At 42.7% G+C, this 24,857-nt stretch carries 43 protein-coding genes; 37 read left to right on the forward strand and 6 right to left on the reverse strand.

The window, feature by feature from the left end; all coding sequences use genetic code 11:
• Positions 1-271 precede the first annotated feature (271 nt).
• The 32 genes from bfd to PSE83_RS20075 all read left to right on the forward strand — a co-directional run bounded on the left by bfd (position 272) and on the right by PSE83_RS20075 (position 15,881).
• Positions 272-472, forward strand: a complete 201-nt coding sequence (bfd, locus tag PSE83_RS19920; protein ID WP_004265412.1) for a bacterioferritin-associated ferredoxin — start codon at positions 272-274, stop codon at positions 470-472.
• A gap of 126 nt (positions 473-598) precedes the next feature.
• Complete coding sequence (gene bfr / locus PSE83_RS19925) at positions 599-1,072, forward strand: bacterioferritin (protein WP_004265413.1); 474 nt, start codon at positions 599-601, stop codon at positions 1,070-1,072.
• A gap of 340 nt (positions 1,073-1,412) precedes the next feature.
• Positions 1,413-1,724 carry a 30S ribosomal protein S10 gene (rpsJ, locus tag PSE83_RS19930; protein WP_001181005.1) on the forward strand — a complete coding sequence of 104 codons (312 nt, stop codon included), beginning with the start codon at positions 1,413-1,415 and terminating at the stop codon, positions 1,722-1,724.
• Between the two features lie 32 nt (positions 1,725-1,756).
• The gene (rplC, locus tag PSE83_RS19935) at positions 1,757-2,386 is read left to right on the forward strand and encodes a 50S ribosomal protein L3 (protein ID WP_004265414.1); all 630 of its coding nucleotides are present in this window, start codon (positions 1,757-1,759) and stop codon (positions 2,384-2,386) included.
• Between the two features lie 16 nt (positions 2,387-2,402).
• Positions 2,403-3,008, forward strand: a complete 606-nt coding sequence (gene rplD, locus PSE83_RS19940) for a 50S ribosomal protein L4 (RefSeq protein ID WP_004265418.1) — start codon at positions 2,403-2,405, stop codon at positions 3,006-3,008.
• The gene (gene rplW, locus PSE83_RS19945; RefSeq protein WP_004265420.1) at positions 3,005-3,307 is read left to right on the forward strand and encodes a 50S ribosomal protein L23; all 303 of its coding nucleotides are present in this window, start codon (positions 3,005-3,007) and stop codon (positions 3,305-3,307) included. Before rplD ends, rplW begins: the two co-directional genes overlap by 4 nt.
• Before the next feature lie 19 nt (positions 3,308-3,326).
• Positions 3,327-4,151 carry a 50S ribosomal protein L2 gene (rplB, locus tag PSE83_RS19950; RefSeq protein WP_004265422.1) on the forward strand — a complete coding sequence of 275 codons (825 nt, stop codon included), beginning with the start codon at positions 3,327-3,329 and terminating at the stop codon, positions 4,149-4,151.
• 14 nt (positions 4,152-4,165) lie between these two features.
• Positions 4,166-4,444 (forward strand): 30S ribosomal protein S19, encoded by a 279-nt coding sequence (gene rpsS / locus PSE83_RS19955; RefSeq protein WP_004265426.1) that lies wholly within the window; start codon positions 4,166-4,168, stop codon positions 4,442-4,444.
• A gap of 15 nt (positions 4,445-4,459) precedes the next feature.
• Complete coding sequence (rplV, locus tag PSE83_RS19960; protein WP_004265430.1) at positions 4,460-4,792, forward strand: 50S ribosomal protein L22; 333 nt, start codon at positions 4,460-4,462, stop codon at positions 4,790-4,792.
• 17 nt (positions 4,793-4,809) lie between these two features.
• On the forward strand, positions 4,810-5,511 hold the full coding sequence (gene rpsC, locus PSE83_RS19965; RefSeq protein ID WP_004265433.1) for a 30S ribosomal protein S3: 702 nt from the start codon (positions 4,810-4,812) through the stop codon (positions 5,509-5,511).
• 12 nt (positions 5,512-5,523) lie between these two features.
• Positions 5,524-5,934, forward strand: coding sequence for a 50S ribosomal protein L16 (gene rplP, locus PSE83_RS19970; RefSeq protein ID WP_004265436.1), 411 nt, complete (start codon positions 5,524-5,526; stop codon positions 5,932-5,934).
• A complete protein-coding gene (rpmC, locus tag PSE83_RS19975; RefSeq protein ID WP_004265442.1) occupies positions 5,934-6,125 on the forward strand; it encodes a 50S ribosomal protein L29 in 192 nt (63 codons plus the stop codon). The genes rplP and rpmC overlap by 1 nt, the downstream gene beginning before the upstream one ends.
• Entirely contained in the window at positions 6,125-6,379 is a 255-nt protein-coding gene (rpsQ, locus tag PSE83_RS19980; RefSeq protein ID WP_004265446.1) for a 30S ribosomal protein S17, read from the forward strand. Before rpmC ends, rpsQ begins: the two co-directional genes overlap by 1 nt.
• Before the next feature lie 175 nt (positions 6,380-6,554).
• On the forward strand, positions 6,555-6,926 hold the full coding sequence (gene rplN, locus PSE83_RS19985; protein WP_004265449.1) for a 50S ribosomal protein L14: 372 nt from the start codon (positions 6,555-6,557) through the stop codon (positions 6,924-6,926).
• A 10-nt stretch (positions 6,927-6,936) separates the two neighbouring features.
• A complete protein-coding gene (gene rplX / locus PSE83_RS19990; RefSeq protein WP_004265452.1) occupies positions 6,937-7,251 on the forward strand; it encodes a 50S ribosomal protein L24 in 315 nt (104 codons plus the stop codon).
• 15 nt (positions 7,252-7,266) lie between these two features.
• Entirely contained in the window at positions 7,267-7,806 is a 540-nt protein-coding gene (gene rplE / locus PSE83_RS19995; RefSeq protein WP_004265455.1) for a 50S ribosomal protein L5, read from the forward strand.
• Between the two features lie 12 nt (positions 7,807-7,818).
• Positions 7,819-8,124, forward strand: a complete 306-nt coding sequence (gene rpsN, locus PSE83_RS20000) for a 30S ribosomal protein S14 (RefSeq protein ID WP_004265458.1) — start codon at positions 7,819-7,821, stop codon at positions 8,122-8,124.
• Between the two features lie 29 nt (positions 8,125-8,153).
• Positions 8,154-8,546 carry a 30S ribosomal protein S8 gene (gene rpsH / locus PSE83_RS20005; protein ID WP_004907134.1) on the forward strand — a complete coding sequence of 131 codons (393 nt, stop codon included), beginning with the start codon at positions 8,154-8,156 and terminating at the stop codon, positions 8,544-8,546.
• Positions 8,547-8,560: 14 nt separating this feature from the next.
• Complete coding sequence (gene rplF, locus PSE83_RS20010) at positions 8,561-9,094, forward strand: 50S ribosomal protein L6 (RefSeq protein WP_004265464.1); 534 nt, start codon at positions 8,561-8,563, stop codon at positions 9,092-9,094.
• Between the two features lie 9 nt (positions 9,095-9,103).
• Complete coding sequence (gene rplR, locus PSE83_RS20015) at positions 9,104-9,457, forward strand: 50S ribosomal protein L18 (RefSeq protein ID WP_004265467.1); 354 nt, start codon at positions 9,104-9,106, stop codon at positions 9,455-9,457.
• A gap of 14 nt (positions 9,458-9,471) precedes the next feature.
• Entirely contained in the window at positions 9,472-9,972 is a 501-nt protein-coding gene (gene rpsE, locus PSE83_RS20020; protein WP_004265471.1) for a 30S ribosomal protein S5, read from the forward strand.
• A 6-nt stretch (positions 9,973-9,978) separates the two neighbouring features.
• Positions 9,979-10,158, forward strand: coding sequence for a 50S ribosomal protein L30 (rpmD, locus tag PSE83_RS20025; RefSeq protein WP_004265475.1), 180 nt, complete (start codon positions 9,979-9,981; stop codon positions 10,156-10,158).
• A gap of 3 nt (positions 10,159-10,161) precedes the next feature.
• Entirely contained in the window at positions 10,162-10,596 is a 435-nt protein-coding gene (gene rplO / locus PSE83_RS20030; protein WP_004265478.1) for a 50S ribosomal protein L15, read from the forward strand.
• Between the two features lie 7 nt (positions 10,597-10,603).
• Positions 10,604-11,929 (forward strand): preprotein translocase subunit SecY, encoded by a 1,326-nt coding sequence (gene secY, locus PSE83_RS20035; protein ID WP_004265481.1) that lies wholly within the window; start codon positions 10,604-10,606, stop codon positions 11,927-11,929.
• Between the two features lie 46 nt (positions 11,930-11,975).
• The gene (gene rpmJ, locus PSE83_RS20040; protein ID WP_004265484.1) at positions 11,976-12,092 is read left to right on the forward strand and encodes a 50S ribosomal protein L36; all 117 of its coding nucleotides are present in this window, start codon (positions 11,976-11,978) and stop codon (positions 12,090-12,092) included.
• Between the two features lie 145 nt (positions 12,093-12,237).
• Positions 12,238-12,594, forward strand: a complete 357-nt coding sequence (rpsM, locus tag PSE83_RS20045) for a 30S ribosomal protein S13 (RefSeq protein ID WP_004907144.1) — start codon at positions 12,238-12,240, stop codon at positions 12,592-12,594.
• Between the two features lie 16 nt (positions 12,595-12,610).
• A complete protein-coding gene (gene rpsK, locus PSE83_RS20050) occupies positions 12,611-13,000 on the forward strand; it encodes a 30S ribosomal protein S11 (RefSeq protein WP_002919257.1) in 390 nt (129 codons plus the stop codon).
• A 37-nt stretch (positions 13,001-13,037) separates the two neighbouring features.
• Positions 13,038-13,658 carry a 30S ribosomal protein S4 gene (gene rpsD, locus PSE83_RS20055; protein WP_004265487.1) on the forward strand — a complete coding sequence of 207 codons (621 nt, stop codon included), beginning with the start codon at positions 13,038-13,040 and terminating at the stop codon, positions 13,656-13,658.
• Between the two features lie 25 nt (positions 13,659-13,683).
• Positions 13,684-14,673 carry a DNA-directed RNA polymerase subunit alpha gene (locus PSE83_RS20060; protein WP_004265491.1) on the forward strand — a complete coding sequence of 330 codons (990 nt, stop codon included), beginning with the start codon at positions 13,684-13,686 and terminating at the stop codon, positions 14,671-14,673.
• Positions 14,674-14,710: 37 nt separating this feature from the next.
• Positions 14,711-15,097: a 50S ribosomal protein L17 gene (rplQ, locus tag PSE83_RS20065; RefSeq protein ID WP_004907152.1), complete on the forward strand. Its 387-nt coding sequence runs from the start codon at positions 14,711-14,713 to the stop codon at positions 15,095-15,097.
• A 133-nt stretch (positions 15,098-15,230) separates the two neighbouring features.
• Positions 15,231-15,647 (forward strand): Zn(2+)-responsive transcriptional regulator, encoded by a 417-nt coding sequence (zntR, locus tag PSE83_RS20070; RefSeq protein ID WP_036959225.1) that lies wholly within the window; start codon positions 15,231-15,233, stop codon positions 15,645-15,647.
• 33 nt (positions 15,648-15,680) lie between these two features.
• Positions 15,681-15,881 carry an alternative ribosome-rescue factor A gene (locus tag PSE83_RS20075; RefSeq protein ID WP_004265498.1) on the forward strand — a complete coding sequence of 67 codons (201 nt, stop codon included), beginning with the start codon at positions 15,681-15,683 and terminating at the stop codon, positions 15,879-15,881.
• On the opposite strand, the gene mscL is transcribed toward PSE83_RS20075, so the two are convergent.
• The 5 genes from mscL to def form a co-directional block, all read right to left on the reverse strand.
• The gene (gene mscL, locus PSE83_RS20080) at positions 15,882-16,292 is read right to left on the reverse strand and encodes a large-conductance mechanosensitive channel protein MscL (protein ID WP_004265501.1); all 411 of its coding nucleotides are present in this window, start codon (positions 16,290-16,292) and stop codon (positions 15,882-15,884) included.
• Between the two features lie 105 nt (positions 16,293-16,397).
• The gene (trkA, locus tag PSE83_RS20085; RefSeq protein ID WP_004265502.1) at positions 16,398-17,774 is read right to left on the reverse strand and encodes a Trk system potassium transporter TrkA; all 1,377 of its coding nucleotides are present in this window, start codon (positions 17,772-17,774) and stop codon (positions 16,398-16,400) included.
• Positions 17,775-17,810: 36 nt separating this feature from the next.
• Positions 17,811-19,094: a 16S rRNA (cytosine(967)-C(5))-methyltransferase RsmB gene (gene rsmB / locus PSE83_RS20090; protein ID WP_004265505.1), complete on the reverse strand. Its 1,284-nt coding sequence runs from the start codon at positions 19,092-19,094 to the stop codon at positions 17,811-17,813.
• 69 nt (positions 19,095-19,163) lie between these two features.
• Positions 19,164-20,111, reverse strand: a complete 948-nt coding sequence (gene fmt / locus PSE83_RS20095; protein ID WP_004265508.1) for a methionyl-tRNA formyltransferase — start codon at positions 20,109-20,111, stop codon at positions 19,164-19,166.
• 28 nt (positions 20,112-20,139) lie between these two features.
• On the reverse strand, positions 20,140-20,661 hold the full coding sequence (gene def, locus PSE83_RS20100; RefSeq protein WP_004265511.1) for a peptide deformylase: 522 nt from the start codon (positions 20,659-20,661) through the stop codon (positions 20,140-20,142).
• 133 nt (positions 20,662-20,794) lie between these two features.
• Between def and dprA the strand changes: the two genes are divergently transcribed.
• From dprA to PSE83_RS20125, 5 genes are read left to right on the forward strand one after another with little or no spacing between them, the layout of a single operon-like run.
• Entirely contained in the window at positions 20,795-21,871 is a 1,077-nt protein-coding gene (gene dprA / locus PSE83_RS20105) for a DNA-processing protein DprA (protein ID WP_036959221.1), read from the forward strand.
• Positions 21,872-21,895: 24 nt separating this feature from the next.
• The gene (locus PSE83_RS20110) at positions 21,896-22,435 is read left to right on the forward strand and encodes a DNA topoisomerase family protein (protein WP_036959223.1); all 540 of its coding nucleotides are present in this window, start codon (positions 21,896-21,898) and stop codon (positions 22,433-22,435) included.
• A 12-nt stretch (positions 22,436-22,447) separates the two neighbouring features.
• Complete coding sequence (gene tsaC / locus PSE83_RS20115) at positions 22,448-23,017, forward strand: L-threonylcarbamoyladenylate synthase type 1 TsaC (protein WP_004265520.1); 570 nt, start codon at positions 22,448-22,450, stop codon at positions 23,015-23,017.
• 5 nt (positions 23,018-23,022) lie between these two features.
• Positions 23,023-23,841: a shikimate dehydrogenase gene (aroE, locus tag PSE83_RS20120; protein WP_004265523.1), complete on the forward strand. Its 819-nt coding sequence runs from the start codon at positions 23,023-23,025 to the stop codon at positions 23,839-23,841.
• Entirely contained in the window at positions 23,838-24,098 is a 261-nt protein-coding gene (locus PSE83_RS20125) for a DUF1488 domain-containing protein (RefSeq protein WP_004265524.1), read from the forward strand. The genes aroE and PSE83_RS20125 overlap by 4 nt, the downstream gene beginning before the upstream one ends.
• Here the strand turns inward: PSE83_RS20125 and PSE83_RS20130 are convergent.
• The gene (locus PSE83_RS20130) at positions 24,074-24,619 is read right to left on the reverse strand and encodes a gamma carbonic anhydrase family protein (RefSeq protein ID WP_036959227.1); all 546 of its coding nucleotides are present in this window, start codon (positions 24,617-24,619) and stop codon (positions 24,074-24,076) included. The two genes, PSE83_RS20125 and PSE83_RS20130, sit on opposite strands and share 25 nt — an antisense overlap.
• Positions 24,620-24,857 lie beyond the last annotated feature (238 nt).

Raw genomic sequence — 24,857 nt, forward strand, 5'->3', positions numbered from 1 at the left:
CATAGCTTTATCTAGTTTTAAAAAAGGGCACCTTATTTAGGTGCCCTTTTGTTGTTATAAGCAAAATTTTGACTACATAAAATTGCAGCATTACGTTGCTATATATTAGCCGAATCATTCATATTAAAAGTTATTTTTTCTTTTGATTTCACTTGCTTGTGTAATTAATCGCTCAGTGGTAAATGATCTTTGTAAATCATTAGTAATGATAATTGAAATGCAAATCATTTTTATTTAAACTATCTGTATGTGATTTATACAGGTAAGCATCATGTACATCTGCCTTTGTGAAGCCATTACTGATAAACAGATCAGAAATGCCGCAAGAAAGTATCAAGTGACCTCACTAAAGGGTCTACGACAAATTCTGCCTGTAGGCTTAGAATGTGGAAAATGTATTCGACAGACGAAGGCAATTTTATATGAAGAGCAAATGATTTTTGAGGATGCGTGCGCAACTGAAGTCGCATAGTATTTAATACCAGTCAAATTATTCCCACCATATTTATCACCTTTTGTTTAAATACATTGTGTAAAAATCACACTAACATCAATTTCAGTACTACACTTAAAAGACTGGAAGCGATGGAGGGTAGAAATGAAAGGCGATAAAAAAATGATAGCCCACCTAAATAAACTACTGGGCAATGAGTTAGTTGCAATTAACCAATATTTTTTGCATGCACGCATGTTTAAAAATTGGGGGCTTACACGTCTCAATGAGATGGAATATCACGAATCAATTGATGAAATGAAGCACGCAGATAAATATATAGAGCGAATTCTTTTCCTCGAAGGTATTCCTAACTTACAAGATCTTGGCAAATTGAATATTGGTGAAGATGTTGAAGAAATGCTGAAGTCAGATTTACAACTTGAAATCGATGGGGCAAAAAATCTAAAGGAAGCTATTAAGTATGCAGATTCGGTTCATGACTACGTCAGTCGAGACCTGATGATTGAAATTTTAGCTGATGAAGAAAATCATATTGATTGGATAGAAACTCAACTAGAGCTGATTACTCGTATGGGAATTCAAAACTATCTTCAAGCACAAGTTAAAGAAGAATAAAGTCTTATTCAGTACTGTTGTTTTATTAAGTTAATAACTAACCTCAACCATAGTGTATTCCATGGTTGAGGTTTTTTTCATTACTCCCCTAGAAAATTCGCACATATTTTCCTCGATTGCTTGCGTTTCCCTATAATTTACGTATAATGCGCGGGCTTACTGATGAGTAAGCCCTATATTTTAGGACTGAAATATCAGTATTGAGTTAACGATTTGTTGCTCATTTAGACAATACTTCCGATTTGGAAGTTACATCAAGAACGATTACACTCTCCCATCAATCGAAATGGGTACGAGGAGTAATCATTTACGTTTATAAAATAGTTGGAGCTCTGGTCTCATGCAGAACCAAAGAATCCGTATCCGCCTGAAAGCTTTTGATCATCGTTTAATCGATCAATCAACTGCGGAAATCGTAGAGACTGCTAAGCGCACTGGTGCGCAAGTTCGTGGTCCTATCCCGCTGCCGACACGTAAAGAGCGTTTTACCGTTCTGATTTCTCCGCACGTTAACAAAGATGCGCGTGATCAGTACGAAATTCGCACTCACAAGCGTCTGGTTGACATCGTTGAGCCAACCGAAAAGACCGTTGATGCTCTGATGCGTCTGGACCTGGCTGCCGGCGTTGACGTGCAGATCAGCCTGGGTTAATCAGGTCGTCGAACGATTGAGAGGTTGAAACAATGAAAGGTTTAGTCGGTAAGAAAGTCGGTATGACTCGTATCTTCACTGAAGATGGCGTTTCTATACCTGTAACTGTTATCGAAATTGAAAATAACCGTGTTACTCAGGTTAAAACTGCAGAAACTGACGGTTATAATGCAATTCAGGTTACTACCGGTAGCAAAAAAGCTAATCGTGTAACTAAGCCTGAAGCAGGTCATTTCGCTAAAGCTGGCGTCGAAGCTGGCCGTATCCTGCGTGAATTCCGCATTGAAGACAGTGCAGAATACACAGTAGGTCAAAGCATTAGCGTTGAAATTTTCGCTGACGTTAAAAAAGTCGACGTTACTGGTACATCTAAAGGTAAAGGTTTTGCCGGCACAGTTAAGCGCTGGAATTTCCGTACTCAAGATGCTACTCACGGTAACTCCTTGTCTCACCGTGTTCCGGGTTCTATCGGTCAAAACCAGACTCCGGGCAAAGTGTTTAAAGGCAAGAAAATGGCAGGCCAACTGGGTAATGAGCGTGTAACTGTTCAAAGCCTAGATGTAGTACGTGTTGACGCTGAGCGCAACCTGCTGCTGGTCAAAGGTGCTGTTCCAGGAGCAACTGGTAGCAACCTGATCGTAAAACCGGCTGTCAAGGCTTAACGTCGAGGAGATAGGAATGGAATTGGTAATGAAAGACGCGCAAAGCGCGCTGACTGTTTCCGAAACTACCTTCGGGCGTGATTTCAATGAAGCGCTTGTTCACCAAGTAGTTGTTGCGTATGCAGCTGGTGCTCGTCAAGGTACTCGTGCTCAGAAAACTCGTGCTGAAGTTTCTGGTTCAGGTAAAAAACCATGGCGTCAAAAAGGTACTGGCCGTGCACGTTCTGGTTCAGTAAAGAGCCCAATTTGGCGCTCTGGTGGTGTTAGCTTCGCAGCTAAACCACAGGACCACAGTCAAAAAGTTAATAAGAAGATGTACCGTGGTGCTTTAAAAAGCATCCTCTCTGAGTTGGTACGTCAAGATCGTCTGATCGTTGTCGAGAAGTTCTCTGTTGAAGCACCTAAAACTAAGTTGCTGGCACAGAAACTGAAAGATATGGCTCTGGAAGATGTTCTGATCATCACTGCTGAATTAGATGAAAATCTGTTTTTAGCAGCGCGTAACCTGTATAAGGTTGACGTTCGTGATGCAGCAGGTATTGACCCGGTTAGCCTGATCGCCTTCGACAAAGTGGTTATGACTGCTGATGCTGTGAAGCAAGTTGAGGAGATGCTGGCATGATCCGTGAAGAACGTCTGCTAAAAGTACTGCGCGCGCCGCATGTATCTGAAAAAGCTTCTACAGCGATGGAAAAAAGCAATACCATCGTTCTCAAAGTTGCGAAAGACGCGACTAAAGCAGAAATCAAAGCTGCTGTACAGAAACTGTTTGAAGTTGAAGTTGAAGGTGTTAACACTTTGCTGGTTAAAGGCAAAACTAAACGCCACGGTCAGCGTTTCGGTCGTCGTAGCGACTGGAAAAAAGCTTACGTCACGCTGAAAGAAGGCCAAAATTTGGACTTCATTAGCGGTGCTGAGTAAGTCGGAGGAGTAAAGAACAATGGCAGTTGTTAAATGTAAACCTACGTCTCCGGGCCGTCGCCACGTAGTTAAAGTGGTTAACCCTGAGCTGCATAAGGGTAAACCTTATGCTCCGCTGTTAGAAAAAAACAGCAAATCCGGTGGTCGTAACAACAATGGCCGTATCACTACCCGTCATATCGGTGGTGGCCATAAGCAGCATTATCGTTTAGTTGACTTCAAACGCAACAAAGACGGTGTTCCTGCAGTTGTTGAGCGTTTGGAATATGATCCAAATCGTTCTGCGAACATTGCACTGGTTCTATATAAAGACGGTGAACGTCGTTATATTCTTGCACCAAAAGGCCTGAAAGCTGGCGACCAGATTCAATCTGGTGTTGATTCAGCAATCAAAGCTGGTAACGCACTGCCGATGCGCAACATCCCTGTTGGTTCTACAGTTCATAATATCGAACTGAAACCAGGTAAAGGTGGACAGTTAGCGCGTTCAGCAGGTACTTACGCTCAAATCGTTGCTCGTGATGGTGCTTACGTCACATTACGTCTGCGTTCTGGTGAAATGCGTAAAGTTTTAGCTGATTGCCGTGCAACTCTTGGTGAAGTTGGTAACGCTGAACATATGTTACGTGTTCTCGGTAAAGCTGGTGCTAGCCGCTGGCGTGGTGTTCGTCCTACCGTTCGCGGTACTGCGATGAACCCAGTAGACCATCCACATGGTGGTGGTGAAGGCCGTAACTTTGGTAAACACCCAGTAACACCATGGGGCGTTCAGACCAAAGGTAAGAAAACTCGTAGTAACAAGCGTACTGATCAATTCATCGTACGTCATCGTTCTAAAAAATAATTAGAGGATAAACCATGCCACGTTCTCTCAAGAAAGGTCCTTTTATTGACCTGCACTTGCTGAAGAAGGTAGAGAAAGCGGTGGAAAGCGGAGACAAGAAGCCTCTTAAGACTTGGTCCCGTCGTTCAACGATCTTTCCTAATATGATCGGATTGACCATCGCTGTCCATAATGGTCGTCAGCATGTTCCAGTTTTCGTAACCGACGAAATGGTTGGTCACAAACTGGGTGAATTCGCACCGACTCGCACTTATCGCGGCCACGCGGCAGATAAGAAAGCTAAGAAACGTTAAGGATAGGAGGAAGAGATGGAAACTTTAGCTATGCATCGCCACGCTCGTTCTTCTGCCCAGAAGGTTCGCTTAGTTGCCGACCTGATTCGCGGTAAGAAAGTGTCGCAAGCTCTGGAAATTCTGACCTACACCAACAAGAAAGCTGCTGGTTTAGTGAAGAAAGTACTTGAATCTGCAATTGCTAACGCAGAGCAAAACGATGGCGCTGACATTGATGACCTGAAAGTTGCGAAAATTTTCGTAGACGAAGGTCCAACCATGAAACGCATCATGCCGCGTGCGAAAGGCCGTGCAGATCGTATTCTTAAGCGCACCAGCCACATTACTGTGGTTGTGTCCGATCGCTGAGACTCTGGAGACTAGCAATGGGTCAGAAAGTACATCCTAATGGTATTCGCCTGGGTATTGTCAAACCTTGGAACTCTACTTGGTATGCGAACACCAATGAATTCGCTGACAACCTAGACAGCGATTACAAAGTACGCCAGTACTTGAATAAAGAATTGGCAAAAGCGTCAATCTCTCGCATCGTTATCGAACGTCCTGCGAAAAGCATCCGTGTGACTATTCACACTGCTCGCCCAGGTATCGTTATCGGTAAGAAAGGTGAAGACGTTGAAAAACTGCGTAAAACAGTAGCGGATATCGCTGGTGTTCCTGCGCAAATCAATATCGCCGAAGTTCGTAAACCAGAACTAGACGCTAAATTAGTTGCTGACAGCATTTCTTCACAGCTGGAACGTCGTGTTATGTTCCGTCGTGCTATGAAGCGTGCGGTACAGAACGCAATGCGTCTGGGCGCTAAAGGTATTAAAGTTGAAGTCAGTGGCCGTTTAGGCGGTGCTGAAATCGCTCGTACCGAGTGGTATCGTGAAGGCCGTGTGCCACTGCACACATTACGTGCTGATATCGATTACAACACTTCAGAAGCGCACACCACTTATGGTGTTCTCGGCGTTAAGGTATGGATCTTCAAAGGTGAGATTCTGGGTGGTATGGCTGCTGTTGAACAAGCTGAGAAACCAGCTGCTCAACCTAAAAAGCAGCAGCGTAAAGGCCGCAAGTAAGGAGAGTCGCTGATGTTACAACCAAAGCGTACAAAATTCCGTAAGGTGCACAAAGGCCGCAACCGTGGTCTAGCGCAAGGTACGGATGTTAGCTTCGGCACTTTCGGTCTTAAAGCTGTTGGCCGTGGTCGTCTGACTGCACGTCAGATCGAAGCGGCACGTCGTGCTATGACCCGTGCTATTAAGCGTCAAGGTAAAATCTGGATCCGTGTGTTCCCAGACAAACCAATCACTGAGAAACCACTCGAAGTTCGTATGGGTAAAGGTAAAGGTAACGTAGAATATTGGGTTGCCTTAATTCAGCCTGGTAAAGTACTGTACGAAATGGACGGTGTGCCTGAAGAGCTGGCTCGTGAGGCATTCTCTCTGGCAGCAGCGAAACTGCCTATCAAAACCACCTTTGTAACTAAGACGGTGATGTAATGAAAGCACAAGAGCTGCGCGAAAAAAGCGTTGAAGAGCTGAATGCTGAACTTTTGAACCTGTTACGTGAACAATTTAATTTACGTATGCAGGCTGCAAGCGGTCAGCTGCAACAGTCTCATCTGTTGAAACAAGTGCGTCGCGATATCGCACGTGTGAAGACTTTACTGACTGAGAAGGCAGGTGCGTAATGAGCGATAAAATCCGTACTCTGCAAGGTCGTGTAGTTAGCGATAAAATGGAGAAATCTATTGTTGTTGCTATCGAACGTATGGTGAAACACCCTCTGTATGGTAAATTCATCCGTCGTACGACTAAATTGCACGTACATGACGAGAACAATGAATGTGGAATCGGTGACGTGGTAGAAATCCGCCAAACTCGTCCACTGTCTAAGACTAAGTCTTGGGCCTTAGTTCGCGTTGTAGAAAAAGCTGTTCTGTAATAGAATAACTTTTCTTGATGAATAAACGGCTCTTTTTGATTGAGCCGTTTATTTTTTTCTGTCCAACACGATGATGTGGTGTTATAATGCCGCGCCCTCGTAGTATGGGTATATTTGAACGGCCTCTTCATAATGAGGTGGCTCAGTAGTAGTTGACATTTAGCGGAGCACTAAAATGATCCAAGAACAGACTATGCTGAACGTGGCCGACAACTCCGGTGCACGTCGCGTAATGTGTATCAAGGTTCTAGGTGGCTCGCACCGTCGCTATGCACATGTAGGCGACATCATTAAAATTACTGTTAAAGAAGCAATTCCACGCGGTAAAGTTAAAAAGGGTGATGTCCTGAAAGCGGTAGTGGTGCGCACCAAGAAGGGTGTACGTCGCCCTGACGGTTCTGTCATTCGCTTCGATGGTAATGCTTGTGTGTTATTAAATAATAACAGTGAGCAAGTAATCGGTACGCGTATTTTTGGGCCGGTAACTCGTGAACTTCGTAACGAGAAGTTTATGAAAATTATCTCTCTGGCACCTGAAGTACTCTAAGGAGCGAACTATGGCAGCGAAAATCCGTCGTGATGACGAAGTTATCGTGCTAACTGGGAAAGACAAAGGTAAGCGCGGTAAAGTAAAGCAGGTTATTTCTTCTAGTAAAGTTATCGTTGAAGGTATCAATCTGGTTAAAAAACATCAGAAGCCTGTACCGGCTCTGAACCAACCAGGTGGCATCGTTGAAAAAGAAGCGGCTATTCAAGTTTCTAACGTTGCAATCTTTAACGCGGCAACTGGTAAGGCTGACCGTGTAGGCTTTAGATTCGAAGACGGCAAAAAAGTCCGTTTCTTCAAATCTAACAGTGAAACTATCAAGTAATTTTTGGAGTATACGATGGCGAAACTGCATGATTACTATAAAGACGAAGTAGTTAATAAACTCATGACCGAGTTTAGCTACACTTCTGTCATGCAAGTCCCTCGGGTCGAGAAGATCACCCTGAATATGGGTGTTGGTGAAGCGATTGCTGATAAAAAACTGCTGGATAATGCAGCAGCTGATTTAACAGCGATCTCAGGTCAAAAACCTTTGATCACCAAAGCACGCAAATCTGTTGCAGGCTTCAAAATCCGTCAGGGCTATCCAATCGGCTGTAAAGTAACCCTGCGTGGCGAACGCATGTGGGAGTTCCTTGAGCGTCTGATTTCTATTGCTGTACCACGTATTCGTGACTTCCGTGGCTTGTCCGCTAAGTCTTTCGATGGTCGCGGTAACTACAGCATGGGTGTTCGTGAACAAATCATCTTCCCTGAAATCGATTACGATAAAGTGGATCGCGTACGTGGTTTAGATATTACTATCACCACTACTGCGAAATCAGATGACGAAGGTCGCGCACTGTTAGCAGCGTTCAACTTCCCGTTCCGCAAGTAAGGCAGGGTACTCATGGCTAAGAAATCTATGAAAGCGCGTGATGTTAAACGTGCTAAATTAGCTGAGAAATTCTTCGCAAAACGCGTAGAACTGAAAGCTATCATCTCTGATGTTAAAGCATCTGATGAAGATCGCTGGGACGCTGTTCTCAAGCTGCAAACACTGCCACGTGATTCAAGTCCTTCTCGTCAGCGTAACCGCTGCCGTCAAACAGGGCGTCCGCACGGTTTCCTGCGGAAGTTTGGTCTGAGCCGTATTAAAGTCCGTGAAGCCGCTATGCGCGGTGAAATCCCGGGCCTTAAAAAGGCAAGTTGGTAATTCCATTTGAATCACGGGAGTAAAGACAGATGAGCATGCAAGATCCCATCGCGGATATGCTGACCCGTATCCGTAACGGTCAGGCCGCGAACAAAGTTGCGGTCACCATGCCTTCCTCCAAGCTGAAAGTGGCAATTGCCAAAGTGCTGAAGGAAGAAGGTTATATTGAAGATTTTAAAATTGAAGGCGACATCAAGCCAGAACTGGAACTGACTTTACGTTATTTCCAAGGTAAGGCTGTTGTAGAAAGCATTCAGCGTGTAAGCCGCCCAAGTCTGCGCATCTATAAGAAAAAAGATGAGCTGCCACAAGTTATGGCTGGTTTAGGTATCGCTGTTGTTTCTACCTCTAAAGGTGTCATGACTGATCGTGCAGCTCGCCAAGCTGGTCTTGGTGGCGAGATTCTCTGCTACGTAGCTTAATTCGGGAGGAAAGAATGTCTCGTGTGGCAAAAGCACCCGTCGTCATTCCTGCCGGCGTAGAGGTAAAACTCAACGGTCAGGTTATTTCGATTAAGGGTAAAAACGGCGAGCTTACTCGTACTATCCATAATGCAGTTGAAGTTAAAAGCGAAGACAATCAACTGACTTTCGCACCACGCGAAGGTTTTGATGATGCATGGGCACAAGCGGGTACTACTCGTTCACTGTGTAATGCAATGGTTGTTGGTGTTACCGAAGGCTTCACTAAAAAGCTTCAACTGGTCGGTGTTGGTTACCGTGCAGCAATCAAAGGCAATGCAGTAAGCTTGTCTTTAGGTTTCTCGCATCCGGTTGAACACGCACTGCCAGCAGGCATTACTGCTGAATGTCCAACACAAACTGAAATCGTACTGAAAGGTGCGGATAAGCAAGTGATTGGTCAAGTTGCAGCAGAACTGCGTGCTTACCGTCGTCCTGAACCTTACAAAGGTAAAGGTGTTCGTTACGCCGATGAAATCGTGCGTACCAAAGAGGCTAAGAAGAAGTAAGGTAACACTATGGATAAGAAAGCAGCTCGTATCCGTCGTGCGACCCGCGCACGCCGTAAGATCCAAGAGTTGGGTGCGACTCGCCTGGTGGTACATCGTACTCCACGCCATATTTATGCGCAGGTTATCGCACCGAACGGTTCTGAAACATTGGTTGCAGCTTCTACTACAGAAAAAGCTATCAATGAGCAAGTGAAATTCACTGGAAACAAAGATGCAGCAGCAGTAGTTGGTAAATTAATTGCTGAACGCGCACTGGAAAAAGGCATCACTGTTGTTGCTTTTGACCGTTCTGGTTTCCAATATCATGGTAGAGTCCAGGCACTGGCAGATGCTGCCCGTGAAGCTGGCCTTCAGTTCTAAGGTAGAGGTGTAAGATGGCTCACATCGAAAAACAAGCTGGCGAACTGCAGGAAAAGCTGATCGCGGTAAACCGCGTAGCAAAAACCGTTAAAGGTGGCCGTATTTTCAGCTTTACCGCACTGACTGTAGTTGGTGATGGTAACGGTCGCGTTGGTTTTGGCTACGGCAAAGCGCGCGAAGTTCCGGCAGCAATCCAGAAAGCGATGGAAAAAGCCCGTCGCAGTATGAAAACCGTTGCTCTAAACAACGGCACATTGTTCCACCCTGTGAAAGGTACACACACTGGTTCTCGTGTGTTTATGCAACCTGCTCACGAAGGTACCGGTATCATTGCCGGCGGTGCAATGCGTGCTGTTTTAGAAGTAGCTGGAGTTCGCAACGTACTGGCTAAAACCTATGGTTCCACTAACCCAATCAACGTGGTTCGTGCAACACTGGATGCTTTAGACAGCATGAAGTCTCCAGAAATGGTCGCAGCTAAGCGTGGAAAATCCGTCGAAGAAATTCTGGGGTAATCGGCTATGGCTAAGACTATTAAAATTACACAAGTTCGCAGTTCAATCGGTCGTCTGCCTAAGCATAAGGCAACACTGGTCGGTTTAGGTCTGCGTCGCATTGGTCATACAGTAGAGCGCGAGGATACTCCTGCTGTACGTGGTATGGTCAACTTGGTTTCCTACATGGTTAAAGTTGAGGAGTAAGAGATGCGTTTAAATACTCTGTCTCCGGCTGAAGGTGCCAAGCACGCGCCTAAACGCGTAGGTCGTGGTATCGGTTCTGGTCTCGGTAAAACCGGCGGCCGTGGTCACAAAGGTCAGAAATCTCGTTCTGGCGGTGGCGTACGTCGTGGTTTCGAAGGTGGCCAGATGCCTTTATACCGTCGTCTGCCGAAATTCGGCTTCACTTCACGCAAAGCAATGATCACTGCAGAGATTCGTCTGTCTGATTTTGCTGCTGTTGAAGGCGATGTTATTGATCTGAACGCACTGAAAGCCGCGAACGTTGTTGGCATCCAGATTGAATATGCGAAAGTTATTCTGTCTGGCGAAGTGAACCGTGCAGTTACTGTACGTGGCCTTCGTGTTACTAAAGGTGCTCGCGCTGCAATCGAAGCTGCCGGCGGTAAAATTGAGGAATAAGTGACAGATGGCTAAACAACCAGGATTAGATTTTCAAAGTGCCAAGGGTGGAGCTGGCGAACTTAAACGCAGACTTTTGTTTGTAATTGGTGCGCTAATTGTTTTCCGAATTGGTTCTTTTATTCCAATCCCTGGTATTGATGCCACTGTGCTTGCCAAATTGCTCGAACAGCAACAAGGCACCATCATTGAAATGTTTAACATGTTCTCTGGTGGTGCTCTTAGCCGTGCTTCTATCTTTGCTTTGGGTATCATGCCGTATATTTCGGCATCGATTATCATCCAATTATTATCAGTGGTTAATCCACGGTTAGCAGAGATTAAGAAGGAAGGAGAAGCAGGTCGTCGGAAGATAAGCCAATATACTCGTTGGGGTACTCTGGTATTAGCAATATTCCAATCTATTGGTATTGCAATGGGTCTACCGAATATGCCAGGGATGCAAGGGTTAGTTATTGATCCGGGTCTCCCGTTCTACTTTACGGCTGTTGTTAGCTTGGTCACGGGGACTATGTTCCTTATGTGGTTAGGTGAGCAGATAACTGAAAGAGGTATCGGTAACGGTATTTCTATCATTATCTTCGCTGGTATTGTTGCGGGATTACCGCCGGCTATTGGCCATACCATCGAGCAAGCTCGGCAAGGCGATCTGCACTTCCTCCTGTTGCTGTTGGTTGCGGTGTTAGTATTCGCGGTTACATTCTTTGTTGTGTTTATGGAACGTGGTCAACGTCGTATCGTCGTTAATTACGCTAAACGTCAGCAAGGTCGCCGTGTTTACGCAGCACAAAGTACACATTTACCGTTAAAAGTGAATATGGCGGGTGTAATTCCTGCAATTTTTGCTTCCAGTATCATACTATTCCCGGGTACAATAGCTTCTTGGTTTGGTGATGGAACTGGCTGGGACTGGCTGACTACAATTTCTATGTATTTACAGCCTGGTCAACCGTTATATGTGTTACTTTATGCATCTGCGATCATCTTCTTCTGTTTCTTCTATACGGCGTTGGTTTTCAACCCGAGAGAAACAGCAGATAACCTGAAGAAGTCCGGTGCATTTGTACCAGGAATTCGTCCGGGAGAGCAAACGGCCAAGTACATTGATAAGGTAATGACTCGCTTAACATTAGTTGGCGCATTATATATTACCTTCATCTGCCTAATCCCGGAGTTCATGCGTGACGCAATGAAAGTACCTTTCTATTTTGGTGGTACTTCCCTCTTAATCGTGGTTGTCGTTATCATGGACTTTATGGCTCAAGTGCAAACTCTGATGATGTCAAGTCAGTATGAGTCTGCATTGAAGAAAGCAAACCTGAAAGGTAAGTAATCATTTAGTGTGATTATGGTTTGCTTAGAAGTTACGGAGAGTAAAAATGAAAGTTCGTGCTTCCGTCAAGAAATTATGCCGTAACTGCAAAATTATTCGTCGCAATGGTAGCGTTCGTGTAATTTGTAGTGTTGAACCAAGACATAAACAACGTCAAGGTTAAGAAAAAGCATTTTTTTCTTGCAAAGTTGGGTTGAGCTGGCTAAATTAGCCAGCCAATCTTTTTTATCTAAGATACATTATTGTTTGAGTATCCTGAAAACGGGCTTTTCAGCACAGTAATGTATATTTTAACTTAGGAGTGCATAGTGGCCCGTATAGCAGGCATTAACATTCCTGATCATAAACATACTGTAATCGCTTTAACATCGATTTTCGGTATCGGCAAAACTCGTTCACAGGCTATCTGTGAAGCAACTGGTATTGCTGAAAATGTTAAGATCAGTGAGCTGTCTGAAGAACAAATCGACAAGCTGCGTGACGAAGTTGCTAAATACGTTGTAGAAGGTGACTTACGTCGTGAAATTACCCTGAGCATCAAGCGTCTGATGGACCTTGGATGTTACCGTGGTTTACGTCATCGTCGTGGTCTTCCTGTGCGCGGACAGCGTACTAAGACTAACGCTCGTACCCGTAAGGGTCCGCGTAAGCCGATCAAGAAATAAGTCGGGGTATTGAATAATGGCAAAAGCACCAATTCGTGCACGTAAGCGTGTAAGAAAACAAGTCTCAGACGGTGTGGCTCATATCCATGCTTCTTTCAACAACACAATCGTTACTATTACAGACCGTCAAGGTAACGCATTGGGTTGGGCAACTGCCGGTGGTTCCGGTTTCCGTGGTTCTCGCAAATCCACTCCGTTTGCAGCTCAGGTTGCAGCAGAGCGTTGCGCAGAAGCCGTGAAAGAATACGGTATCAAGAACCTGGAAGTTATGGTTAAGGGACCGGGTCCGGGTCGCGAATCAACAATTCGTGCTCTGAACGCCGCTGGTTTCCGCATCACTAATATTACTGATGTGACTCCTATCCCTCATAACGGTTGTCGCCCACCGAAAAAACGTCGCGTTTAATACGTTTCGTTTTTTTTAGGACTGTTGGAGAAAGAAAATGGCTAGATATTTGGGTCCTAAGCTCAAGCTGAGCCGTCGCGAAGGAACAGACCTCTTCCTGAAGTCTGGTGTTCGCGCGATTGACACCAAGTGTAAATTAGAACAGGCTCCAGGCCAGCACGGTGCGCGTAAACCGCGTCTGTCTGACTATGGCGTCCAGTTACGTGAAAAACAAAAAGTTCGTCGTATCTACGGTGTTCTGGAACGTCAATTCCGTAACTATTACAAAGAAGCAACACGTCTGAAAGGCAACACAGGTGAAAACCTGCTGACTTTGCTGGAAGGTCGTCTTGATAACGTCGTTTACCGTATGGGCTTTGGCGCAACTCGCGCAGAAGCACGTCAAATGGTTAGCCATAAAGCTATCATGGTAAATGGCCGTGTAGTTAATATCGCTTCTTATCAGGTTTCCCCGAATGACGTTATCAGCGTTCGTGAGAAAGCTAAAAAACAGTCTCGTATTAAGGCTGCTTTAGAGCTGGCTGAACAGCGTGAGAAGCCAACTTGGCTGGAAGTTGATGCTGCTAAAATGGAAGGTGTGTTCAAACGTATTCCTGAACGTACTGACTTGTCTGCGGACATTAACGAACACCTGATCGTCGAGCTTTACTCCAAGTAAAGCTTAGCACCAAAGAGAGGACACAATGCAGGGTTCTGTGACAGAGTTTCTAAAACCGCGCCTGGTAGATATCGAGCAAGTGAGTTCGACGCACGCTAAGGTGACCCTTGAGCCTTTAGAGCGTGGCTTTGGCCATACTCTTGGTAACGCACTGCGCCGTATTCTGCTTTCGTCTATGCCGGGTTGTGCGGTGACAGAGGTTGAGATTGATGGTGTACTGCATGAGTACAGCACCAAAGAAGGTGTACAGGAAGATATCCTGGAGATTCTCCTCAACCTGAAAGGGCTGGCGGTAAAAGTTCAGGGGAAAGATGAAGTTATTTTAACCTTGAATAAATCTGGCATTGGCCCTGTGACTGCAGCCGACATCATCCATGATGGTGATGTCGAAATCGTCAAGCCACAGCACATCATCTGCCACCTGACTGACGAAAGCGCATCTATTAATATGCGAATTAAAGTACAGCGTGGTCGTGGTTATGTGCCGGCTTCTGCCCGAGTTCATTCGGAAGAAGATGAGCGCCCAATCGGTCGTTTGTTAGTCGATGCTTGCTACAGCCCAGTAGAGCGTATTGCCTACAATGTTGAAGCAGCTCGTGTTGAGCAACGTACAGACTTGGATAAGTTAGTTATTGAAATGGAAACTAACGGTACAATCGATCCTGAAGAGGCGATTCGCCGTGCGGCAACCATTCTGGCTGAACAACTTGAAGCTTTTGTTGACTTACGTGATGTACGTCAGCCTGAAGTTAAAGAAGAAAAACCAGAATTCGATCCTATCTTATTGCGCCCAGTTGACGATCTGGAATTGACTGTCCGCTCTGCTAACTGCCTCAAAGCAGAAGCTATCCACTACATCGGTGATCTGGTACAGCGTACAGAAGTTGAGTTGCTTAAAACTCCGAATCTTGGTAAGAAATCTCTTACTGAAATTAAGGACGTCTTGGCATCTCGTGGTCTTTCTCTGGGCATGCGCTTAGAAAATTGGCCACCAGCAAGTATTGCTGATGATTAAGATCACAGGTTAAGGTTTTACTGAGAAGGATAAGGTCATGCGCCATCGTAAGAGTGGTCGTCAATTGAACCGCAACAGCAGCCACCGCCAAGCTATGTTCCGTAACATGGCAGGTTCTTTAGTTCGTCATGAAATCATCAAGACGACTCTGCCTAAAGCGAAAGAACTGCGTCGCGTCGTTGAGCCGCTGATTACTCTTGCCAAGACCGACAGCGTAGCTAATCGTCGTCTGGCATTCGCACGTACTCGTGATAACGAGATCGTTGCAAAATTATTTAATGAACTGGGACCTCGTTTCGCAGCTCGTGCAGGTGGTTACACTCGTATTCTTAAGTGTGGCTACCGCACAGGTGACAACGCTCCGATGGCTTACATCGAGCTTGTTGACCGTGCTGTTGAGTCTCAAGAAGCAGCTGCAGAGTAATCTGCTGTCGCTTTCAAGAAAACCGGGTATATTTGCCCGGTTTTTTTGTACCTGCTATTCTTACTTCTTCAAATAAATTTATTCCCTTGATTTTTTCGTGGTTAACCCATATTTACAGGTAAGTATTATGAGCATGTATAAGATAGGTGAACTTGCTAGGCTAGCAGATGTGACGCCTGATACGATTCGTTTTTATGAAAAACAAGGTTTGATGGGACATAAAGAAAGAACAGAAGGCGGGTATCGGTTATTTACGGAACAAGACCTACAGCGACTGCGTTTTATTCGTTATGCAAAACAGTTAGGTTTTACTTTAGAAGCTATCACTGAACTACTTTCAATACGAGTGGATCCTGAACATCATACCTGCCAAGAATCTAAACAGATTGTTGATCTCAGATTACTTGAAGTTGAAAAAAAGATACAAGAGCTTATTATTATGCGCGATTCGCTGAAGATGTTAAGTTCAGCATGTTGTGGAGAAGAACATGCGACAACCTATTGCTCCATTATGGAAATATTAGAAAAAGGTGCATCTAAAGTTTATTAATTATACAATCTGCTAATTATATGAGGGTATATCATGAGTAAATATCAACATAAACGTGGTGAGATTAAAGATAATGCGATTGAAGCATTACTACATGACCCACTATTTCGCCAAAGAGTTGAAAAAAATAAAAAAGGAAAAGGCAGTTACACAAGAAAAGAAAAAAATAAGAAGTCAGTTAACTGGGAGGCCAGCGGTAATAGGTTTATTTACTTATTACCACTGGCCTTTTAGTTAATTTTTATTTTGTTCTTTTAAAAGATCACGAATTTCTGATAACAGAACTTCTTCTTTAGATGGTGGGGCTGGCTCTGCTGGTGCGGCTTCTTTTTCACGGCGAACTTTATTCATGACCTTAATTGCCATAAAGATAGCGAACGCAACAATAACGAAGTCAAAAACGGTTTGTATAAACATACCATAATTTAGTACTACTGCTGGTAAATCACCTTGTGCTTCTTTTAATACTACGCTGAATGATTTGAAATCAACACCTCCGATTAGTAAACCTAGCGGAGGCATAATGACATCAGCAACTAATGAAGATACAATTTTACCAAATGCAGCACCAATAATAATACCAACTGCCATATCCACTACATTGCCCTTCATAGCAAATTCGCGGAAATCTTTTAAAAAGCTCATTAGACGACCCCTTAATAAATAACTCAATTGAAACAAAACATGTATTAGGTTAACAAATTATAGTCGCTAAAATTATTAAGCTACAAATATTTACTATTTTTATTTTTATAAAAAGAATGGACTTGGTTGAAATAATTTTTCAACTTCGGGTACATACTTTTTATCTGTAATAAACATAATGACATGGTCACCTTGTTCAATTATATGGTAATCACTAGCTATAATGACTTCTTCTTCACGAACAATTGCACCAATAATAGTTCCAGGAGGAAGTTTAATTTCAGATATTTTTTTGCCAACAACTTTTGACGTATTTTCATCACCGTGTGCAATTGCCTCAATAGCTTCCGCAACGCCTCTTCTTAAAGATGAAACATTGACTATATCCGCTTTTCTAACATGGCTTAATAAAGCAGAAATAGTTGCCTGTTGAGGTGAAATCGCAATATCAATCACCCCACCTTGAACGAGTTCAACGTATGCAGAGCGTTGTATAAGAACCATTGCTTTTTTAGCCCCCATTTTTTTTGCTAACATAGCAGACATAATATTAGCTTCATCATCATTTGTTAGGGCAATAAAAACATCCATTTGCTCAATATGTTCTTCTGTGAGTAGTTCTTGGTCGGATGCATCGCCATAAAATACAATGGTATCATGCAGTAACTCAGCAAGTTCTGTTGCACGCTTCTGGTTTCGCTCAATAAGTTTCACGCTGTAATCTTTTTCTAGTCGCCTTGCTAGACCGGCTCCGACGTTACCACCACCGACTATCATCAAACGTTTGTATGGCTTTTCTAGTCTTTGCAGCTCGCTCATTACGGCTCGGATATGTTGTGTTGAAGCAACAAAAAAAACCTCATCACCCGCTTCAATAATTGTTGAGCCTTGAGGGCGAATAGGTCTATCTTGACGGAAAATAGCGACAACACGAGTATCAATATGTGGCATGTGTTCGCGTAAGCTCGATAGTGCATTACCAACGAGTGAGCCGCCATAATAAGCTTTTACAGCAACTATGCTAACTTTGCCTTCTGCAAAGTTTACAACCTGAAGGGCGCCAGGGTATTGAATTAATTTATAGATATAGTCGATAACTAATTGTTCTGGCGATATTAAGTAGTCAATCGGGATTTGTTCAGGCAGAAACAATTTGTCAGCTTCACGGATATATTCTGTCGCCCTGATACGCGCTATTTTATTTGGGGTATTAAATAGGCTATATGCAATTTGGCAAGCAATCATGTTAGTTTCATCTGAATTGGTAACGGCTACTAACATATCCGCATCTTCTGCGCCTGCATCTCGAAGCACTCTAGGGTGAGAGCCATGACCATTTACCACTCGAAGATCGAATTGATCCTGTAATTGACGTAACCGATCAGCATCGGTATCAACGACGGTAATATCATTGTTCTCATCAACTAAATTTTCAGCAAGCGTTCCGCCAACTTGCCCAGCACCTAGAATAATGATCTTCATTACATCTTCCTATATCAGAGAGCTGGCTACAATTTACTACACTTTTTTGACTAAGCGTGCATAAAAGAAACCATCACCACCATTAGTACTTGGTAATACTTGTAACCCAGCATCGGTTCCATCATTTAGACTGGCGTCATTATGTTTAGATAGGAAATTTTGTATTTGCTTTCCATTTTCTTCGGGCATAATTGAGCATGTGGCATAAAGTAGAGTACCGCCCGGTTTTAAATAAGGCCAGATAGCTTCGAGAATTTGAGCTTGTAGTTGCGCCAATTCATTTATATCCGAATCACGGCGTAGCCATTTAATATCAGGATGACGCCTAATAACGCCTGTAGCGGAGCAAGGTGCATCAAGTAAAATACGGTCAAATTGCTGATCTTTCGCCCATTTTTCAGGCTGTGTGCCGTCTCCTTGTATAACAACAGCATGTTGCTTAAGACGAATTAGATTTTCTTTCACTCTTTTAAGGCGATATTCATCGATATCTACAGCAATAACATTCGCTCTAGGGGCTAATTCTAAAATATGGGTTGTTTTTCCACCTGGTGCTGCACATAAATCTAAAATACTTTCCCCATTTTGAGGTTCTAGCAATTCAGCGCAGCCTTGAGCTGAGACATCTTGTACTGTTGACCAGCCATCTTCAAAGCCCGGAAGACGAGATACTGCGGTGGGTTCATCTAACCGAATAGCATTTGGATGTGAGGGGTGCAAATGTGCGGTTATCTCAGATTGTTCTAGTAAGTTGAGATATTGTGCAGCAGTGTGATGTTGAGAGTTTACTCTTAACCACATAGGTGGGCGTTGGTTATTTGCTTCAATAATAGATTGCCAATCCTCTGGATAGGCAGTTTGTAGGCGTTTTAATAACCAGCTTGGATGTAAATATTGGCTAGTGTTGTTAGCAATTCTTTCTTCTAATTGTACTTGTTGGCGCTGAAATGAACGTAATACGCCATTAATAAGCCCTTTTAATTGGGGCTTTTTCAGTGCAACTGCGCCATCTACTGTTTCTGCTAATGCAGCATGAGGCGGTATACGAGTATAAAGTAGCTGGTAGATGCCTACCATAATTAAGTAATGTAGGGTTCTTTGTTTACCCGTTAATGGTTTTTCCATTAGCTGGCTAATAAACCATTCAAGTTTAGGTAAATAACGTAAAACGCCAAAGCAAATTTCTTGTAATAAAGCTTTATCTTTATCATTGATATTGCGTTGTAAGTCAGGCAGTACAGTGCTTAATGATTGGCCGTTATCAAGGACTTGGAAAATTGCTGTTGCCGCGATACTACGCAAATTATATGTGTTTTTCATATGGTGAGGATGAATTCATTAGTGACTGAAATAAAACTGCCTGAAGGTATCAGGCAGTTTACAAGTTCGTTATGCTAGAACTTGCTCTGGGGTAAACCATTCGCGACGAGAGTTTAGGATATCTTGTGCACTCATTGCTTTTTTGCCAGGCGGTTGTAGCTGAGTAATATTTAGTATGCCATTTCCTGTGGCAATGCATATACCTTTTTTGTCAGCGCTAATAATTGTTCCTGGTTGCTTATCATGTGCTTCTTCGAGTGCTTCAGCTTGCCAAACTTTAATGAGTTGTTCTTCAACCATGAAATAACTCATTGGCCAAGGATTGAAAGCACGAATACAGCGCTCAATATGTACAGCATCATCTTGCCAATTAATGCGAGCTTCTTCTTTTGATAATTTTTCAGCGTAATTTGCTAATGAATCATCTTGTTTTTCAGCTGTGCATTGGCCTGAGGATAGCATTTCAACAGTATGAATTAATGCTTCTGGGCCGATTATTGCTAACTTGTCATATAACGAGGCGCTTGTATCACTAGGGTTAATTGGACAAATTGCTTTGTAAAGCATGTCTCCAGTATCTAAACCTGCATCCATTTGCATAATAGTCACACCCGTTTCAGTATCACCAGCCCAAATAGAACGTTGAATTGGTGCCGCTCCTCTCCAGCGAGGTAACAAAGAGCCGTGAACATTCAAGCAACCTAAGCGAGGAATATCGAGAACGGCTTGCGGTAGAATCAGGCCATAGGCAACAACTATCATTAAGTCTGCATTTTGGTTTTTTATCCACTGCTGGTTTTCGCTATCTTTAAGAGATACTGGTTGAAAAACAGGGATTTGGTGTTCTTCAGCGAGAACCTTGACAGGGCTCGGAGTTAACTTTTTACCTCTTCCCGCAGGTTTATCATGGCGAGTGAGGACGCCAACGATTTGGTGTCTAGTATCTAAGAGAGCAGCTAAATGTTTGGCCGCAAAATCGGGGGTACCCGCAAAAATAATTTTTAATGGCTCTGACACGTTAATTTCCCTATTTATATGTAGCGAATTAGCTATTTTTGGCTTCTTTTGCTCTTAGTCTGTCTAACTTTTCAACTTTCTGGCGGATGCGCTGACGTTTTAAAGGCGATAAATAGTCAACGAATAGTTTACCAACAAGGTGGTCCATCTCATGTTGGATACAGATAGCTAATAAACCATCAGCCTCCAGTTCAAAAGACTCTCCGTTATAGTTTAGCGCGCGAACTTTTACCTGCTCAGCACGAGGGACGAAGCCATGTTGTTCTGGAATAGACAAGCAACCTTCTTCGATCCCCGTTTCCCCTGATTTATCTAGTAATTCAGGGTTAATAAGAACTAAGCGATCATCACGAGTTTCAGACACATCAATAACGATGATTCTCTGGTGGATATCAACTTGTGTTGCTGCAAGGCCAATACCTTCTTCTTCATACATGGTATCGAACATATCATCAACGATACGCTGTATAGAAGCATCAACTTTGTCTACTGGCTTAGCAATTGTGCGTAAGCGTTCGTCTGGGTAATGTAATACGTTTAAGACTGACATAAATTTTTCGAGCAGTTTCCAAAATGTGAATGGGAATTAATGACTATTCTAGACATTTCTCATTCATATTGACAGTATTGGTTATGATTTGTTCACTGAAGAACCTATTTGTTGATGAGTCAGGATGACAATAATGAATATCCAAGAAATTTGGTTAAGAATGTCACAGGTTAAAAGGTTATTACCTCTGAATGCAGTAAGAATAATTAATGAGCTAAAACAACTAAATAAAATTAGCTATCAGACTTTACACCATCATGGTTTGAATGAAATACAGCAATTACAGTTTATGAATGTCTCTATGCACCGGCTTGAGAAAGTACAGGCATGGCTTTCAAATAAACATCATCAAATGATTACTTTCTGTGATTCCCATTACCCTTTTTTATTAAAGCAAATTTACCGTCCTCCTCTTTTATTATTTGTCGTGGGAAAAAGTGAATTATTGGTAACGCCACAAATTGCTGTAGTTGGAAGTCGTAGAGCAAGTGAATACGGCAGAATATGGACTAACCTATTTGTGAAGAGCTTTGTCCATCATGGTATAACCATCACCAGTGGGCTTGCATTAGGTATCGACGGTATAAGCCATAAGGCTGCCCTTGATAATCGAGGTGAAACAATTGCGGTTTTAGGTAGCGGGTTAGCGAATATTTATCCACGTCAACATACTGAATTGGCTGAAAAAATCAAAAATTATGGTGCTTTGATTTCAGAATATTGGCCTGATGCACCACCATTACCTAAACAATTTCCCAAGAGAAACCGTATTATTAGTGGGTTAAGTAAAGCTGTTATTGTAATCGAAGCAGGGATGAAAAGTGGCTCACTGATAACCGCTAGGTATGCATTAGAGCAAAACCGCGACTTATTTACATTGCCTGCTCCATTAGGTAACTCTGCATTTCATGGCAACCATTGGTTATTACAGCAGGGAGCTTATCTATTAGCTGAACCTGAGGATGTTTTACAGCATATAGGTGATGGGTTAAATTGGATACAAACCGAATTACCTATAGAACAGGCACCACTTGAGTTTAATGTGGTAGAAAATAAAATTTTAGGTATGGTTGGGTACCAAGCGACACCAGTAGATGTCATTGCAGAACAAACCCAAATTCCAGTTACTCAAATTATTACCATATTAACTGAGATGGAAATTAATGGGGTAGTTAGCTCGGGGGCTGGTGGGTATACCAGAGTAACTTAGTTAAAAGCAACAGTAGAGAAAAACATGTCTAAACAACTGCCCTTCGATACAGAAAAAAATGAACATTGTCCAGAATGCGATTCTTTGCTTGTTATCCGCAATAGTTCACATGGGCCTTTTTTAGGTTGTTCAAGTTATCCACAATGTCATTATATGAGACCGCTAAGACCTACGGTGGAAAGTCATATAATTAAAGTATTAGAAGGTCAACATTGTCCTAAATGTAGTCACGACCTAGTGCTTAAGCAAGGCCGATTTGGCATGTTTATTGGTTGTAGTAATTATCCTGAATGTGAACATATTGAGCTAATTGATAAACCGGATGAAACTAAAATTTCTTGTCCGCAATGCCAAAAAGGGAATTTATTACAGAGAAAATCGCGTTATGGTAAGACTTTTTATGCTTGCGACAATTACCCTAACTGTCAGTTTATATTAAATAATAAGCCTATTAATGGTAAATGTAAGTATTGTGAGTATCCATTACTTATGGAAAAAAGGGGGGGACAGGGAGTAAGATTATTTTGTGCCAGCAAACGCTGCGGTAAACAACAAGAAGAATAATGAGTTAAAACTATGTCAAATATATCTACACCTGCAATTGAAAGTATTATTAGTTCATTACAACATGAGGAGGTTATTGCCTATCCAACAGAAGCCGTATTTGGTTTAGGTTGTGACCCTGATAGTGAAACAGCGGTATATAAGTTATTAGAGTTAAAGCAACGCCCTTGGGAAAAAGGATTAATCCTTATCGCTGATAGCTACGAGCAATTAAAAGACTATATAGATGATGAGCAACTAACAGAAGAACAAAAGCAAGCGATGTTTGCAACATGGCCGGGGCCAGTAACATGGGTGATCCCGGCAAAAGTAACGACTCCAAAATGGTTGACAGGTCGGTTTGATACCATCGCAGTGAGAGTTACAGACCATGAATTAGTAAAAAAATTATGCCGTCATTATGGCAAACCTTTGGTATCTACAAGTGCTAATTTAAGTGGGTTAGAGCCTTGTAGGACAACTGAGGAGGTTATTGCACAGTTCAACGGGGGTATTCCTGTTCTTGATGGAATGGTTGGTGGTCGTCAAAACCCATCTGAAATAAGAGACGCAAAAACAGGGCAACTATATCGTAAAGGATAATATTGATGGAAATGTTTGCGGTTTTTGGTAATCCAATTCAACACAGTAAATCACCTGTTATACATAAAATGTTTGCAGAGCAAACAGGGGTTTGCCTTGAATATGAAAAAGTCCTAGCACCAATCGAGGGATTCGAACAAAGTCTAATAGGTTTTTTTTCTCAGGGTGGAAAGGGCGCAAACATTACTTTGCCATTTAAGGAGCGTGCTTTTCAGGTTGTTTCTGAATTAACTGCAAGAGCTCAAGTTTGTGGCGCTGTTAATACGGTGATGAAGCTTGATGATAATCGATTGTTGGGCGACAACACCGATGGAATGGGGCTTTTGTTAGATTTACAACGTTTAAAGTTTGTTCATCCAAATAGCCGAATATTAATGATTGGTGCTGGTGGTGCGACACGTGGAGCATTATTGCCACTTTTAGAATATGGCTGTGATATCACTTTGACAAATAGAACCTTTTCTAAGGTTGAATCATTAGTTAATGAATTTTCAGCACTAGGTAAAATGTGCGGGAAAGAGATCTCACAGATCGTATCTGCTGATTTTGATCTGATTATCAATGCGACTTCATCTGGTGTAAGTGGAGAGGTTCCTGCAATCAATCCAAATGTGTTTAGCGATCAAGCTGCATGTTATGATATGTTTTATCAATCATCATTAACGCCCTTCCTTGAGTTTGCGACTCAACATCAAGTGACTAAAATAGCCGATGGCCTAGGTATGCTAGTAGGGCAAGCCGCGTTTTCTTTTAAACTATGGCATGGCATTCTTCCTGAAATTACACCTGTTCTATCTGCCTTATATAAGGAATTGAAAGGGTGAATCAGCAAATTCAATTCCCTGATAGAGAAGAGTGGGATGCGCTATCCAAGCAAGTACGCTTTCCTGTGTTGATCAGCGGAATGCTTGCGGAATGTGCAATTCCTCAGTCATTGTTATTTCAACGTTATGGTAAAGAAGAAACACCTTTGAGTTTATTTCAGCAGCATCGATGGGATATAGAAGAAGAGTTTGAAGCCTTGATTGAACAAGGCCTCGATGATGACGATGGGCTTTACATATTATCAGATGCTAAATAGTTATTTTTCCATTCGACATAGTTATTTGCTGAATAACGTAAATGACCTAACTCAGCATCAGTCAATTTTCGGATGGCTTTTGCTGGGCTCCCTGTATATAAGTAACCGGATTCGAGTCTTTTTCCTTGAGTTACTAAACTGTTAGCCCCAATAATAACGTCATCTTCTACTATAGCCCCATCAATGACAATTGACCCCATTCCAACCAGCACTCTATTTCCTATAGTGCAACCGTGTAACATAACTTTATGGCCAATGGTGACATCTTCTCCAATAATTAACGGGTTCCCCTCAGGGTTACTTGCGGATTTATGTGTGACATGTAGAACGGAGCCATCTTGAATATTGGTGCGTGCACCAATAGAAATATAGTTAACATCACCACGCAAAACAGAAAGAGGCCAAATACTGACATCATCAGCTATGCGAACATCTCCAATTACAACAGAAGATGGGTCAATGAAAACGCGTGCATTAATAGAAGGGTAAATACCTAAATAAGGACGTAAAAGTGTGTTCATAGTGATAACCGTAAAAAAGAAATAAAAGATAGCTGTTAAATAACTCATTAGTTCATTATGAATTCATGAGCCAGTAGGTTGCTAAAGCTAGAATTATAGGCATGAAGTCGTTTCTTTTATAACCGTTATGCGGTGAAAAAGCACAAGGTGGCTATTTTATCCGCAAACAGAGTTTTTTTTAAAAAAAAAGGTTGTGTAATTCTGAAGGCTCCCTATAATGCGCATCCGTTGTCACGAC

The organism is Providencia sp. PROV150, from assembly GCF_028481025.1.
In the GTDB taxonomy this organism is placed as follows: Bacteria; Pseudomonadota; Gammaproteobacteria; order Enterobacterales; family Enterobacteriaceae; genus Providencia; species Providencia hangzhouensis.